This window comes from Micromonospora sp. CNZ309, from assembly GCF_002846525.1.
Map to the genome: position 1 here is coordinate 3,884,943 of NZ_PJNG01000001.1, position 13,537 is coordinate 3,898,479.

A 13,537-nucleotide genomic window follows, 5' to 3' on the forward strand; every position below is an offset into this window, starting at 1 on the left:
TCTGCCCCACACCCCAGCGGGGGTGTGAGGGTGGCCAGGTGGGTCGGGCGAGCTGCGGGGCGGGTCGGGCTTGCGGCGTACGCTCCCGGGTGGGATCCGTCGACACGAATCGTGGTGGAGCCGTCGGCGCGAATCGATCAGGGGAGGTCCGATGGCGGACGACGGACCGACGGCGTCGAGCGGCGATCGGGAGCCCGCCAGCACCCCGGGACCGGGCGACGGGAGCCGGAAGCCGGAGCAGGCCACCGCGCCCGAGCACAGCACCCGGCCCGCGGGCACCACGGACGGCGGCGAGCCGGCGGCGGGCACCACGGACCGCAGCGAGCCGGCGGCGGGCACCGCGCCCGGCGGTCAGCCCGCAACGGGGAGCACGGACCACGGCCAGCGGGCCACCGGTGCCACGGACGGCGGCGAGCCGGGGGCGAACGGGTCGAGCCGGTTCGGCACGCCGGGGCGGCCGCTGAAGCGCAGCAGCTTCCTGGTCGGCTTCACCGGCGCGGCGGGGGTGCTGCTGGCGTACGCCCTCTATCTGGGCCTGCGCAATGCGGCCGGCATCCTGGTCCTGGTGGTCATCGCGCTCTTCCTCGCGGTCGGCCTGCACCCCGCGGTGGTCCGGTTGCGCTCCTGGGGGCTGCCGCACGGCATCGCCGTGGCGGTGGTCGCGCTGACGGTCGTGCTGCTGCTCTGCGGTGGCGTGTTCGCCCTGGTGCCGCCGATCGTCACCCAGAGCGGGCAGTTCATCGAGCAGCTACCGAGCTACCTGGAGGCGTTGCGCCGCAACGAGACGGTCAACGACCTGGTGGTCCGGTACGACCTCATGGAGCGGTTGCAGAACGCGGCCAACGCCGACACCGTCGGGCAGGCCCTGGGCGGCGTGCTCGGCGGCGCCCAACTGCTCTTCGGCACGGTCTTCCGGGGGCTGACCGTGCTGGTGCTGACCATCTACTTCCTGGCCTACTTCGACCGGCTGCGCGACCTGGGCTACTCGCTGGTGCCCCGCTCGCGCCGGGAGCGGGTGCAGCTCATCGGGGACGAGATCCTGACCAAGGTGGGTGCGTACATGGTCGGCGCGCTCAGCATCGCGGTGCTGGCCGGGATCTCCACGTACGTGTTCGCGCTGATCGTCGGGCTGCCGTACCCGTTCGCGCTGGCCGTGGTGGTCGCGGTCACGGACCTCATCCCGCAGATCGGCGCGACCCTGGGCGCGGTGATCGTCAGCCTGGTCGGGTTCGCCACGGACCTGCCGGTCGGCATCGCCTGCGCGGTGTTCTTCCTGATCTACCAGCAGGTGGAGAACTACCTGATCTATCCGAAGATCATGCGCCGGTCGGTGGCGGTCAACGAGGTGGCCGCCCTGGTGGCCGCCCTGCTCGGGGTGTCCCTGCTGGGTGTGGTGGGCGCGCTCATCGCGATCCCGGCGGTGGCCGCGTTCCAGCTCATCCTGCGGGAGGTGGTCCTGCCGCGGCAGGAGTCCCGCTGACCCCGCCCGGCCCGGGTCGGCCAACGCTGGCCCGGTCAGCCAACGCTGGACCGGTCGGGCGGGTCCGTGACGGAGCGCGGGGAATGGCTCAGCCGGCCTGGCCGGCGGGCGGGCCGGGCACCGGGCGGTCCGCGAAGGAGGCCACCGTGCGGTCGGCGTACGCGCTGACGTCCCCGGTCTCCATCGGGCCGTCCCAGGTCGTCGGCAGCGGCACGGCGGCGGCCGGGCTGACCCGGCGGACCACCTCGTCCAGCACGGTCTCGGCGTCGCCGACCCAGAGGTGCTTCGCCCCGGGCACCCCGACCACCTCGGCCTGCGGCACCGCCGCGAAGCGCTCCCGGGCCTCCTCGGGGCGCAGGTAGTCGTCGAACTCGGGCACCAGCGCGGTCAGCGGCTTGCCCGACCCCGCCCAGTGCTCCAGGTCCGCCGGCGCGGAGAAGCGCAGCGGCGGGGAGAGCAGGATCGCCCCGACGACGGCCGGGTCGCAGCCGTACTTGAGGGTCAGGTCGGTGCCGAACGACCAGCCCAGCAGCCAGACGTTCGGCAACTCGTGGAACTCGGCGTACTCGATGGCGGCGGCGACGTCGAAGCGCTCGCCGACCGCGTTGTCGAACGCCCCCTCGCTGGTGCCGCGCAGGCTGCTGGTGCCCCGGGTGTTGAAGCGGAGCACCGCCAGGTCGGCCAGGGCCGGCAGCCGCCACGCCGCCTTGCGGAACACGTGGCTGTCCATCATCCCGCCGTGCGTCGGCAGCGGGTGCAGGCAGACGAGGGTGCCCACCGGCTCACGGTCCAGGGGCCGGGCCAGCTCGCCGACCAGCCGCAGACCGTCGGCGGTGTGCAGCTCGATGTCCTCGCGGTGGCCGGGCAGGATGGAGGACGCGCGGATCGGTGTGCTCACCCCACCAGTCTCGCCGGTGCGGCCGGGAAGCGCCGGGCGGGGCGGAAACAGCGTGATCCAGATCGCTCAGCCGTAGCGGGGGGCGCCGCGACCGCGCTGCACGACGGGCCCGCGCCGGTCCCGGGCCCGCCAACACCCGCTGTGCCAGTGCCGTCGGTCGGTCAGGTCGCCCCGCCCGTCCGCCGGCCACGCCACCAGGTGCGCCACGCCGGGCCGGATCTCCTGGTCGCAGCCCGGACAGCGGTACGTCTTGGTGGAGGCGCCGCCGCTGATCCCGCGCACCTGCCAGTCGCCGTCACGCCACTGCTGCACCGAGGCGACGCCCTGGCGGACCCGGTCGGAGTCGAGGTGCGTGGCGTCATCGCGGCGGGGTCGGTTGCGACGGGGGCTCACGCCTGCCAAGCGTACGGGCCGACGGCGGGGCCGGCCCGGGGCGGGCGGGCCCGTCCCCGGGTGCGGCGTCGACGCCGGTCAGCGGCGGGTGTGGTCGCGGAAGCCCCGGCCGCTCTTACGGCCCAGGTAGCCGGCCGTGACCAGGTGCTCCAGCAGCGGCGCGGGGGCGAAGCCCGGCTCGCGCAGCTCCAGGTAGAGCTCCCGCTGGATGGCCAGCGCCACGTCCAGGCCGACCACGTCGAGCAGCTCGAACGGGCCCATCGGGTAGCCGCAGCCCAGCTTCATCGCGTGGTCGATGTCGTCGGCCGTCGAGTAGCTCGCCTCCAGCATCTTCACCGCGTCGTTGAGGTACGGGAAGAGCAGCGCGTTGACGATGAAGCCGGACCGGTCGCCGCAGACCACGCCCGTCTTGCCCAGCGCGGCGCAGACGGCGCGGGCGGTGGCGGTGGTCTCCGCCGAGGTGCGGATGGTCTCCACGACCTCGACCAGCGGCATGAGCGGCGCCGGGTTGAAGAAGTGCAGCCCGACCACGTCGGCGGGCCGCTGGGTGGCCATCGCGACGTCGATCACCGGCAGCGACGAGGTGGTGGTGGCGAGCACGACACCCGGCTTGCAGATCTCGTCGAGGCTGGCGAAGAGGGCCTTCTTGACGCTCAACTCCTCGACCACGGCCTCGACGACGAGGTCGACGTCGGCGAGGTGCTCCAGGGTGGCCGACCAGTTGATCCGGCCCAGCGCGGCGTCGCGGTCGGCCTCGCTGAGCTTGCCGCGCACCACGCCCTTGTTGAGCGAGGTCTTGACGGCCTCGAAGACCTTGGCGGACTTCTCGGCGCCCCGGGTCACCGAGACGACCTCGTAGCCGGCCTTCGCGAAGACCTCGATGATGCCGGTGGCCATCGTCCCGGAGCCGACGATCCCGATCTTGGTCACGGCGGCGGGGCCGGCGGACTCGCCCCCCGCACGGGTGCCGTCGCCGAGCGCGGCGTCCGCCGGCACCGGCGTCTGCTCGTCGGGTACGACGACCGGGGAGCCCGGCCGCTCGTAGGTGTAGAAGCCTCGGCCGGACTTGCGACCGAGGAGCCCGGCGGTGACCATCTGCTTGATCAGCGGCACCGGGGCGTGCCGGCGGTCCCGCCCGCCGCGCCGGTACATGGTGTCGAGGATCTCGTACGCGGTGTCCACGCCGATCAGGTCCATCAGCGCCAGCGGGCCCATCGGCAGGCCGCAGCCGAGCTTCATGGCGGCGTCGATGTCCTCGCGGGTGGCGTAGTGCGACTCGAACATGCCGACGGCGTGGTTGAGGTAACCGAAGAGCAGCGCGTTGGCGATGAAGCCGGCCCGGTCGCTGATGGTGACGTCGACCTTGCCGAGCCGCTTGCAGAGCCCCTCCACGTCGGCGACCACGTCGGCGGAGGTGACCACCGTCCGGACCACCTCGACCAGCTTCATCACCGGGGCGGGGTTGAAGAAGTGGATGCCGATGACCTGGTTGGGCCGGCTGGTGGCGACGGAGATCTCGGTGACGCTGAGCGACGAGGTGTTGGTGGCCAGGATCGCCTCGGGCTTGCAGACCCGGTCCAGCTCGGCGAAGATCCGCTGCTTCAGGTCCAGGTGCTCGGGCACCGCCTCGATGACCAGGTCCACGGAGTGCAGCGCGTCCAGCCCGACGGCGAACCGTACGCGGCTCAGCAGCGCGTCCCGGTCGGCCTCGGCGAGCTTGCCCTTGGCCACGGCCCGGTCCGTCGACCCGGTGAGGATGGCCCGCCCGCGGTCGAGCGCGTCCTCGGAGACCTCCACGGCGACGACGTCCACCCCGTTGCGCGCGAACACCTCGACGATGCCGGCACCCATGGTGCCCAGACCCACTACGCCCACGCTGGTGAAATCGCGCGCCACGGCCAGCCTCCTCGATGCTCCGCACGGCCGCATGAACGACCATTAAGGTTATGCGCGCGAGTCTGCCACCTGACGCTGGGTTGTCGAGGCGCCGTGGGAAATTTCACGAGCCCAGCGGGCCTGCGCACCGGTCGCGCGGCGCCGTCGGTCAGCCCACGCCGCATCGGTCAGCCCGCGCCGGTTCGGTCAGTTCGCCGGTTCGGTCAGCCCGCCCCGCGTCGGTCAGCTCGCGCCGCGTCGGTCAGCCCGCCGGACCGGTCAGCTCGCCGCGTCGGTCAGCCTGAGCAACTCGGCGACGAACTCGGCCGGCCGTTCCAGGTGCGGGCTGTGCCCGCAGCCGGGCAGCAGCACCTCGCGGTACGACCCGCCGGCCGCCGCGTAGCGCTCCAGCACCGCCCGGGTCTGCCCCACCATCGGCTGCGCCGGGCAGGCCGCCTCCCCCGGCCAGCCGGGCAGCACGCCCAGCGAGCCCAGGTGGGCCAGGTCCATCATCGCCGTGTCCGAGACGATCACGTCGGCGTCCCCGTGGATCCAGGTGACCGGCGGCTTGCCGGCCACCGCGACCAGCTCGTCGGCGACGCGGAAGTACGCCGGCGAGAGGGCGTTGAGCACGCCGCGCCGGCCCGGAGCGGTGCCGGGCCAGTTCGCCGAGGTCACCGCCGTACCGGGGTAGTTGTCGTCGCCGGTGGCGGTTGAGAGGAGGCTGTCCAGCAGCAGCTCCTCGTCGTCGCCGAGCGAGGCCGGGTCCGCCACGTAGGTCGCCCGCAGCACGGCGCGCGGGCTGGTCGGGGCGTCCACGCCCCGGTCGCCGGCCGCCAGCCGCTTGACGAAGTCGCGGTTGCCGGTGCCGCCGCCGGTGCCGGCGAAGTCGGGGGTGGTCGGCGTGCCCGTCAGGTCCCGGGTGCCGCCGTAGCCGTACGGGGAGACCGGCGCGGCGAGCAGCAGCGCGCCCACCCGGTCGGGGTGGTCGACGAGCAGCCGCATGGCCACCCCGCCACCGAGCGAGTGGCCGACGACCACCGGTTTGGCGCCGGACGGGAAGAGGGAGGGCTCGTCGAGCAGCGCCGCGACGTCGTCGGCGAAGTCGCTGAGCCCCCGGGTCGCGTCCACCCCGACGGTGTCGGTCAGCCCGTAGCCGCGCAGGTCGGGCGCGACCACCCGGAGGGTCGCCGGCAGCCGCCGCACCAGCGGCTCCCAGAAGGCCGCCGACGAGCAGTTGCCGTGGATCAGCAGCGCGGGAGCGCCGTCCGGCGGCCCCGCCACCCGTACCGCCTGGGTGATCCCGTTCGCCGACACCAGCCGCTCTCCGGTCTCCATCCGCCGGATGCTGCCACGGCGGCGGCGGACGCGTCCATGGGCCGGCCCGCCACCTTCGGGCACCGTACGGTGTGTGCCGGCGGCCTCGGTCAGGACGGGGCGGACGACACGGCCGGAACCGCCCCCGGCGCCGGGTCGACGGCCGGGACCGCCACCGCCACCGGGTCGACGGCCGGGACCGCCGGCGGCGGCGCCGGGCCGACGGCCGGGGTCGCGAGCGGCAACGGCAGGGTCGGGCGACGGTCGCGGCGCGGCACGTTGAAGCTGAAGCCCACCGGGTCGGTGCGCGCCACCCCCGGGTCGTAGACGCGCAGTTCGGTGCGGCCGAGCCGGATCACGTCCCCGTCGGCCAGTCGCTCCACGCCGGTGATCCGCCGGTCGTTCAGCCAGGTGCCGTTGGTGGAGCCCAGGTCGGCCAGGGCCGCTCCCTCCCCCGTGAGCCAGACCTCGGCGTGCCGGCGGCTCAGGTGGGCGTCGTGCACCACGACGTCGACGGTCGGCGCCCGGCCGATGACCTGCCGCTCGGGGCCCACCCGGAAGCTCAGTCCCCGCATCGCCCCGCCGGCCACCGTCAACAACGGTCTCAGTTCCGGATGTTCCTCCATGGACAGTCAGCCTCCACCCCGCACGGTCACCCCGTGCGTCAGCCTGCCAGCACCCGGTAGTCGCCCTCCACCGCCGCCTGGTCACCTACGCGCCCCCGGCCGGACACCTCGCGTTCAGCGGTTCGGCGCGCATCGGCCCAAGAATCATCACAAGTCCGGCCGACGGCCGTCCACCCCGTTCCGTGCCCTGTGCGGCCGGTCCGGCGGACGGGACCGCCGTCCGCGCCCCTACCGGCGAGTAATTCTCGGGTCTAGACTTCCGCCATGACGGCTGTGCATGTCCCGGGCACCCCGGTCATCGAGGACGGTCGGCTGGTCTCGACGAGCCCCGCGACCGGAGCGGAGGCCGGACGTCTGCCGGTCGCCACCGCCGAGGACGTCCGGCGGGCGGTCGAGCGGGCCCGCGCGGCCGGCGAGTGGTGGGCCGCGCTCGGCTTCGACGGGCGCAGGGAGCGGCTGCTGCGCTGGCGCGGCCTGCTCGCCCGGCGGATCGAGGAGATCGCCGGGCTGGTGCACGCCGAGGGCGGCAAGCCGGTCGCCGACGCCGTCGTCGAGGTCGTCACCGCCGTCGAGCACGTCGACTGGGCGGCCCGCAACGCCCGCCGGGTGCTGGGCCCCCGCCGGGTCCGCTCGCGGCTCGTCCTGGCCGAGTTCTCCGCCCACCTCGAATACCAGCCGTACGGGGTCGTCGGCGTGATCGGCCCGTGGAACTACCCCGTCTTCACCCCGATCGGCTCCGCCGCGTACGCGCTGGCGGCGGGGAACGCGGTGGTGCTGAAGCCCAGCGAATACACCCCCGTCGTCGGCCAGTGGCTCGTCGACACCTTCGCCGAGGTCGTGCCCGAGCAGCCGGTGTTCACGGCGGTGCACGGGCTCGGCGACGTCGGGGCGGCGCTGTGCCGTTCCGGGGCCGACAAGGTGGCCTTCACCGGCTCGTCGGCCACGGCGCGCAAGGTGATGGCGGCCTGCGCCGAGTCGCTGACGCCGGTGCTGCTGGAGGCCGGCGGCAAGGACGCGATGATCGTCGACGCCGACGCCGACCTGGACGCCGCCGCCGAGGCGTGCGTCTGGGGCGCGCTGACCAACGCCGGGCAGACCTGCATCGGCATCGAACGGGTCTACGCGGTCGAGCCGGTCTTCGACGCCTTCGTCGGCAAGGTGGTCGAGCGGGCCGGCCGGCTGACCGTCGGCCCGGACGACGCGGACATCGGCCCGATCACCATGCCCAGCCAGCTCGACGTGATCCGCCGGCACATCGACGACGCGCTGTCGCGGGGCGGTCGGGCCGTGCTTGGCGGCGCGGACGCCGTGCAGCCGCCGTACGTGCGGCCGACCGTGCTGGTGGACGTTCCGGAGGACTCCGCCGCCGTACGCGAGGAGACGTTCGGCCCGACCCTGACCATCAACCGGGTCCGCGACGCCGACGAGGCCGTCGACCGGGCCAACGCCCTGTCGTACGGCCTGGGGGGTTCGGTCTTCGGTCGGCGACGCGCGGTGGCGATCGCCCGGCGGCTGCGCTCCGGCATGGCGTCGGTGAACTCGGCGCTGACCTTCGCCGGGATGTCCACGCTGCCGTTCGGCGGCGTCGGCGACTCCGGCTTCGGGCGCATCCACGGCGAGGACGGGCTGCGGGAGTTCAGCCGCGCCAAGGCCGTCACCCGGCGGCGGGCCCGGTCGCTGCTGCCGTCGACGACCTTCGAGCGGACGCCGGCCGACGTCGCGCGGCTCGTGAAGGCCATCAAGGTTATGTACGGCAGGTGACTGTCGGATAACCGATCATGAAGGTCCCCGTGTGTGTCCAACGTGGTGGGAGCGGTACATTGCGTTAAATGCGCCCCCATCGATTGCGCTTCCACCTCGTCGACAGTGACCGGTCGTGGAGTGCCCGGCAGCGACGTCGACGCGCCGACTGGCTGGCCCGGACCTTCCCCGACCTGGAGAAGATGCACGTCATCGACCTGGGTGGCCGGCTCGGCACCTGGACCCGTGCCGACATGCGGCCGGCGCGCGTACACGTGGTCAACCTGGAGCGACCGCCCACGGACGTCCCGGACTGGGCGGAGGTCGACCGGGCCGACGCCTGCGACCTGCCGGCCCGCATCACCTCACGCCGCTACGACCTGGTCTTCTCCAACTCCGTGCTGGAGCACGTCGGCGGCCACGAGCGGCGGCTGCGCTTCGCCGACGCCGTGCGCGGGCTCGGCGACCGGCACTGGGTGCAGACGCCCTACCGCTACTTCCCCATCGAGCCGCACTGGATCGCGCCGGGGATGCAGTTCCTCCCCGTACGGCTGCGGACGGCGTTCGCCCGCCGCTGGCCGCTCGGACACAAGCCGACCCGCAGCCACGAGGCCGCCATCCACCAGGTGCTCTGGACGGAACTGCTCGACCGCTCACAGATGCGGCACTACTTCCCCGACTCGCGGATCCTCGTCGAGCGGGTGGCCGGCCTGCCCAAGTCGCTGATCGCCGTCCGCGCGGACGGGCCGCCGGTCCCGCCGCCCTGACCCGGCGGGCCCCGCAGTCGCCGCGGGCGGGCCCGAGGCCGCGCTGCCCCAGGCGTGCCGGAGCAGCGGTTCGGCGGCCGTACGTCAGAAGAGGGTTAGCTCGTCGCGCTCGATGCCGCGCAGCTTGTCGTAGTTCACGACCACGCAGCGGATGCCCCGGTCCATCGCGAGCACCCGGGCCTGCGGCTTGATCTCCTGTGCCGCGAAGACCCCGGCGACCGGCGCGAGCAGCGGGTCGCGGTTCATCAGCTCCAGGTACCGGGTGAGCTGCTCCACGCCGTCGATCTCGCCGCGCCGCTTCACCTCCACGGCCACGGCGCCCTGGTTGGCGTCCCGACAGAGCAGGTCGACCGGGCCGATCGCCGTCATGTACTCCCGGCGGACCAGCGTGAACCCCTCGCCGAGCGCTTCGGGGTTGGCCGCCAGCAGCTCCTGCAGATGCGCCTCCACGCCGTCCTTGCGCAGGCCCGGATCGACGCCCAGCTCGTACGAGGTGTCCTGGAAGATCTCCTCCAGGGTGATCCGCAGCTCCTCGCCCGCCTTGTTGACGACCCGCCAGACGCCGGGAGCCTCCTCCAGCCGGCAGGGCGGGCTCATCCAGTTCAACGGCTTGTACGCCCGGTCGTCGGCGTGGATCGACACCGACCCGTCCGCCTTCACCATGAGCAACCGGGTGGCCGGCGGCAGGTGGGCCGAGAGCCGTCCGACATAGTCCACCGAGCACTTCGCAATGACCAACCGCACCCGACGAGGGTAGCCGAGACCCCGGCCCTCGCCAGCGAGCGGCACTGGCGTGCCGGTGCGATGCTGAGACGGTGCTCGAAGTTCTCACCGGTACGGGTCTCGCCGCCTCGGCGGGGCTGAACGCGTACATCCCCCTGCTCACCATGGGCCTGCTGGCCCGCTACACCAGCGTGATCGACCTGCCCGGCGGGTGGCAGTGGCTGGGCAACGGCTGGGTGATCGCGATCCTGGCGGTGCTGCTGGTCGTCGAGGTCGTCGCCGACAAGGTCCCGCTGGTCGACCACGTCAACGACGTCGTGCAGACCGTGGTCCGACCGACGGCGGGCGGCCTGGCGTTCGGCGCGGGCTCGTCGTCGGAGACGGTGACGGTGAGCGACCCGGGCAGCTTCTTCTCGTCCAACGAGTGGGTCCCCGTGGTGACCGGTGTGCTGATCGCCCTCGGCGTGCACCTGCTGAAGTCCGCCGCGCGACCGGTCATCAACGCGACCACGGCCGGCGTCGGAGCGCCGGTCGCCAGCACCGCCGAGGACGCCACCAGCGTCGTCATGTCGGTGGTGGCGATCATCCTGCCGGTGCTGGTGCTGGCGTTCCTGCTCGGGCTGGTCGTCTTCCTCTTCTGGTTCCTGCGCCGCCGCTCCGACCGCCGCCGGGAACGTCAGGCGGCGCGGGCCGCCGGCTTCCGCGTCTGACGCATCCGGACATGCCGCTGGCCGGCGCCCCGGTTGGGGTGCCGGCCAGCGGCGATCCGTCTACTGCTGTCAGCTGTTCCAGTGCTCGGCCACCAGGTCGGCAGCCTGCTGCTCCCACTGGGCGTAGTGGTCCGGGTACGCCGACACCTGCACCGTCTGCGCGGCCTTCGTCAGCGGCATGTCCTGCCACCCGTCGACCTGCTTCAGACCCTTCAGGAACGCGGTGGTCGAGTACTCGGGGTCGGTGATCTGCTCGACCGTGCCCCAACCGCTGGACGGGCGCTGCTGGAACAGGCCCTGCGAGTCGTGGTCGTTGCGGTCACCCAGATGACCCAGGTTCTCCAGCTTCGACTCCTGCAACGCCGTCGCGATCGACACCACCGCGGCACGCTCGTCCATGCCGGCCTTCTTCGTCGCCGCGATGATCGCCTTCACGTTCGCCACCTGCTCATCCGACAGGTCGATACGCGACTGCGCGCCCTGCACACCATGCGGCACCAGCTTGCCCATGTCCGGCTTGTCGGCCTGCACCGCAACCGCCGTGATCGGCGAGCCCGCCTCGACCTCGACACCGGAGTTGGCGTGGTTCAGCGGACCGGCAGCAAGACCACCGGCGACCGCCAGGCCAGCAACACCAAGAACGCTCTTACGCATGATCGTGTTCATCAGAAACGCTCCATTCGGGGGTCGGCACCCACACCGAAGGGGGATCGGCTACGCGCGGGTGCAAGCACCGTCCGGCGCTCACGAACTCGGCTCAACTCAGGAACCAGGGGATCTCCGGCAGCTCGCCCGGAGGAAGATCAGATCGGCCGCGCCCGCCGGATGCCTGACCAGTGCAGGTCGAAGCTGTCTCGTGGGGGCGGGGACGCCCTCCCGCTTAGCGTTGCGGGATGCCCTTACGCTGGCCGTGACCATGTGTAACCACCGCCGGCCCGCCATCATTCCGGGCCCGGGCCCACCGGCCCGTCGGACAACGTGGCCTGGCCCACTCCGTCGGGGTTGGCCCGCACCTTCTCGGGAAGGCGGCCGGCGAGAGGATGGCGGCTTGGTTCAGCCTCCCGCGACGGCGGCCCTGCTTGGTCGTACGGACGGTGTAACAACCCCGCCGCAGCCACGATTCCGCCCCCACAATGCGTCCGGCCACATCCACAAGTCGGACAAAGCATCCGGGACGGGCGTCGGGTGATGCCCGACGCGGCCTCCGACCGGACCTTGGTGACAAGCCCGGACACCGTGCAGCCAGGCAACAAGGTGGGGCGACCGCCACACCCCGCCCGAATTGCCCGCCTCGCCACACGGGCATGCCAAGAACACCGTTCCACTCACTGGTGATCAGGACGCCATGGACGTCAAAACCGCCCGATAAGGTCCATGGCGTCCTGATCACCAATGCTTGCTTCACCGGCGGCAAGCAGGTGGCTCCCGTTGCGGGCGACCGGCCCTTTGTGCGCCCGGCTCGGGCGGGCCATCCGGGGCGCGTCCGGCCGGGTCCCTCACAGAATCAACCGGACACGGCCCGCGCCAAGCAGCCAGGACAAGGCCCGCGCAATCAACTGGACAGGTTCGCGCAAATCAACCCGGACAGGGCTCGCGCAAGCAGCCGGTTCAGGCAGCAAGCTCGACAGCGGGCACGCAGGAAATGTCAGGCGCTGACATCATCTCCCGGTGCACGTGAAGATCCCCCGCGTTCCGCTCGTCGCGACCCTCACCGCCGTCGTCGCCGCCGCGGCTCTCCTCGTCCTCCCAAGCCCGCTGCGCGCGCCGGCCGACGCTGGCACCTTCCGCATCGCGGCAACAGATCGCGCCCCGGTCACTCCGGAGGCCACAGCCCCCGGCGCGCCCACGGCCACGGCCACCCCGGAGACCACGGGCCCCGCCACGTCCGCGGCGACGGTTCCCGGCGCGACCCCGGTCGGGACCAGGCCGCCCGTCGTCGACCACGGGCCGCGTACGGGGAACAAGGTGGCGCTCACCTTCGACGCCGACATGACGGACGCGATGCGGTACCAGCTGCGCAGCGGCGCGGTGCGGTCGTACGCGAACCTGAAGATCATCGAGCTGCTGGAGCGGGAGCGGGTGCCGGCGACGTTCTTCCTCACGGGCAAGTGGGTCGAGCAGTACCCGGACGTGACCCGCCGGCTCGCCGGGAACCCGCGTTTCGAGCTGGCCAACCACACGTACGGCCATCTGGCCTTCACCCCGGACTGCTACGGCCTGCCCCGCATCGCGGAGCGCGAGATGACCGCCGACGTGGCGCGGACGTTCGACGTGGTGGCCGCGTACGGGGGGCGGCAGACCCGGTACTTCCGCTTCCCGGGGCTGTGCCACGACCGGAAGGCGCTGACCGCGCTGGCGCCGCTGGGGGTGACGGTGGTGGACGGCGACGTGGTCAGTGGTGACCCGTTCGCGACGTCCTGGCGGCCGGTGGTGCGCGCGTCGCTGGAGGGGGTGCGTCCCGGCTCGGTGATCGTGCTGCACGTGACGGAGGCGAACGCGCCGATGACGGACGAGGCGCTGCCGCACATCCTGGCCGGGCTCGCGGAGCGCGGCCTGGAGCCGGCCCCGCTGTCGGAGGTGCTCGGGGTGGGCTGAACCCGGCTCGGCAAAACCCACAAAAGCCTAAAATCGGGGCAAGACACTAAGGAGGTCACCGTGACCGCAGCAGTGGAGATGCCCCGCGTCCAGGAATGTGTCGTGGCGGCGTGCTCGTACAACCACACCAACGACTGCCACGCCTTCGCCATCACCATCGGCAGCCCGGACCACGCGCACTGCCACACCTTCATCGAGATGCCGGCGGTCCGTGGCGGGGTGGACGGCGGCATGACCGCGCAGGTCGGCGCCTGCCAGCGCGCGGACTGCCGACACAACGAGCAGTTGGAATGCCACGCGCCGTCGATCAAGGTCGGCCCCGACAACGACATGGCCGACTGCATGACGTACGCCAGCCGCTGACCTCGCCCGGGGCGCGCCGGACCGGCGCGCCCCACGGGCGGGACCGCACC

Annotated in this window: 13 protein-coding genes; 6 read left to right on the forward strand and 7 right to left on the reverse strand. The window is 72.7% G+C overall.

Going from position 1 to position 13,537, the window contains the following annotated elements; all coding sequences use genetic code 11:
- Window positions 1–151: 151 nt before the first annotated feature.
- On the forward strand, window positions 152–1,480 hold the full coding sequence (locus tag CLT72_RS15965) for an AI-2E family transporter (protein ID WP_250100505.1): 1,329 nt from the start codon (window positions 152–154) through the stop codon (window positions 1,478–1,480).
- Between the two features lie 88 nt (window positions 1,481–1,568).
- Here CLT72_RS15965 and CLT72_RS15970 read toward each other — a convergent pair whose 3' ends face one another.
- The 5 genes from CLT72_RS15970 to CLT72_RS15990 form a co-directional block, all read right to left on the reverse strand.
- Entirely contained in the window at window positions 1,569–2,378 is an 810-nt protein-coding gene (locus tag CLT72_RS15970) for an alpha/beta hydrolase (RefSeq protein ID WP_101412529.1), read from the reverse strand.
- Between the two features lie 66 nt (window positions 2,379–2,444).
- Entirely contained in the window at window positions 2,445–2,771 is a 327-nt protein-coding gene (locus CLT72_RS15975) for a hypothetical protein (RefSeq protein ID WP_101412530.1), read from the reverse strand.
- A 78-nt stretch (window positions 2,772–2,849) separates the two neighbouring features.
- Complete coding sequence (locus CLT72_RS15980) at window positions 2,850–4,667, reverse strand: 3-hydroxyacyl-CoA dehydrogenase family protein (protein WP_101412531.1); 1,818 nt, start codon at window positions 4,665–4,667, stop codon at window positions 2,850–2,852.
- A 258-nt stretch (window positions 4,668–4,925) separates the two neighbouring features.
- Window positions 4,926–5,984 (reverse strand): alpha/beta fold hydrolase, encoded by a 1,059-nt coding sequence (locus CLT72_RS15985; protein WP_101412532.1) that lies wholly within the window; start codon window positions 5,982–5,984, stop codon window positions 4,926–4,928.
- An 89-nt stretch (window positions 5,985–6,073) separates the two neighbouring features.
- The gene (locus CLT72_RS15990; RefSeq protein WP_101412533.1) at window positions 6,074–6,589 is read right to left on the reverse strand and encodes an FHA domain-containing protein; all 516 of its coding nucleotides are present in this window, start codon (window positions 6,587–6,589) and stop codon (window positions 6,074–6,076) included.
- 264 nt (window positions 6,590–6,853) lie between these two features.
- On the opposite strand from CLT72_RS15990, the gene CLT72_RS15995 reads away from it, so the two are divergent.
- Together CLT72_RS15995 and CLT72_RS16000 are read left to right on the forward strand one after the other, a co-directional pair.
- Entirely contained in the window at window positions 6,854–8,350 is a 1,497-nt protein-coding gene (locus tag CLT72_RS15995; RefSeq protein WP_101412534.1) for an aldehyde dehydrogenase family protein, read from the forward strand.
- A 68-nt stretch (window positions 8,351–8,418) separates the two neighbouring features.
- The gene (locus CLT72_RS16000; RefSeq protein ID WP_101412535.1) at window positions 8,419–9,096 is read left to right on the forward strand and encodes a methyltransferase domain-containing protein; all 678 of its coding nucleotides are present in this window, start codon (window positions 8,419–8,421) and stop codon (window positions 9,094–9,096) included.
- Between the two features lie 84 nt (window positions 9,097–9,180).
- On the opposite strand, the gene nucS is transcribed toward CLT72_RS16000, so the two are convergent.
- The gene (nucS, locus tag CLT72_RS16005; RefSeq protein ID WP_101412536.1) at window positions 9,181–9,840 is read right to left on the reverse strand and encodes an endonuclease NucS; all 660 of its coding nucleotides are present in this window, start codon (window positions 9,838–9,840) and stop codon (window positions 9,181–9,183) included.
- 71 nt (window positions 9,841–9,911) lie between these two features.
- Here nucS and CLT72_RS16010 point away from each other — a divergent pair, with 71 nt between their 5' ends.
- A complete protein-coding gene (locus CLT72_RS16010; protein WP_101412537.1) occupies window positions 9,912–10,529 on the forward strand; it encodes a DUF4126 domain-containing protein in 618 nt (205 codons plus the stop codon).
- 69 nt (window positions 10,530–10,598) lie between these two features.
- Here the strand turns inward: CLT72_RS16010 and CLT72_RS16015 are convergent, their stop codons facing one another.
- The gene (locus CLT72_RS16015; protein WP_101412538.1) at window positions 10,599–11,195 is read right to left on the reverse strand and encodes a hypothetical protein; all 597 of its coding nucleotides are present in this window, start codon (window positions 11,193–11,195) and stop codon (window positions 10,599–10,601) included.
- Window positions 11,196–12,197: 1,002 nt separating this feature from the next.
- On the opposite strand from CLT72_RS16015, the gene CLT72_RS16020 reads away from it, so the two are divergent.
- Both CLT72_RS16020 and CLT72_RS16025 read left to right on the forward strand, forming a co-directional pair.
- Window positions 12,198–13,124: a polysaccharide deacetylase family protein gene (locus CLT72_RS16020; RefSeq protein WP_486484269.1), complete on the forward strand. Its 927-nt coding sequence runs from the start codon at window positions 12,198–12,200 to the stop codon at window positions 13,122–13,124.
- Between the two features lie 60 nt (window positions 13,125–13,184).
- On the forward strand, window positions 13,185–13,487 hold the full coding sequence (locus tag CLT72_RS16025; protein ID WP_088998675.1) for a DUF1540 domain-containing protein: 303 nt from the start codon (window positions 13,185–13,187) through the stop codon (window positions 13,485–13,487).
- The last annotated feature ends 50 nt before the right edge of the window (window positions 13,488–13,537 follow it).

Coding starts and splice junctions, on each gene's coding strand:
- CLT72_RS16015 (WP_101412538.1), bottom strand. CDS start 11,195: ATGAACACGATCATGCGTAAGAGCGTTCTTGGTGTTGCTGGCCTGGCG.
- CLT72_RS16000 (WP_101412535.1), top strand. CDS start 8,419: ATGCGCCCCCATCGATTGCGCTTCCACCTCGTCGACAGTGACCGGTCG.
- CLT72_RS15995 (WP_101412534.1), top strand. CDS start 6,854: ATGACGGCTGTGCATGTCCCGGGCACCCCGGTCATCGAGGACGGTCGG.
- CLT72_RS15985 (WP_101412532.1), bottom strand. CDS start 5,984: ATGGAGACCGGAGAGCGGCTGGTGTCGGCGAACGGGATCACCCAGGCG.
- CLT72_RS15965 (WP_250100505.1), top strand. CDS start 152: ATGGCGGACGACGGACCGACGGCGTCGAGCGGCGATCGGGAGCCCGCC.
- CLT72_RS15990 (WP_101412533.1), bottom strand. CDS start 6,589: ATGGAGGAACATCCGGAACTGAGACCGTTGTTGACGGTGGCCGGCGGG.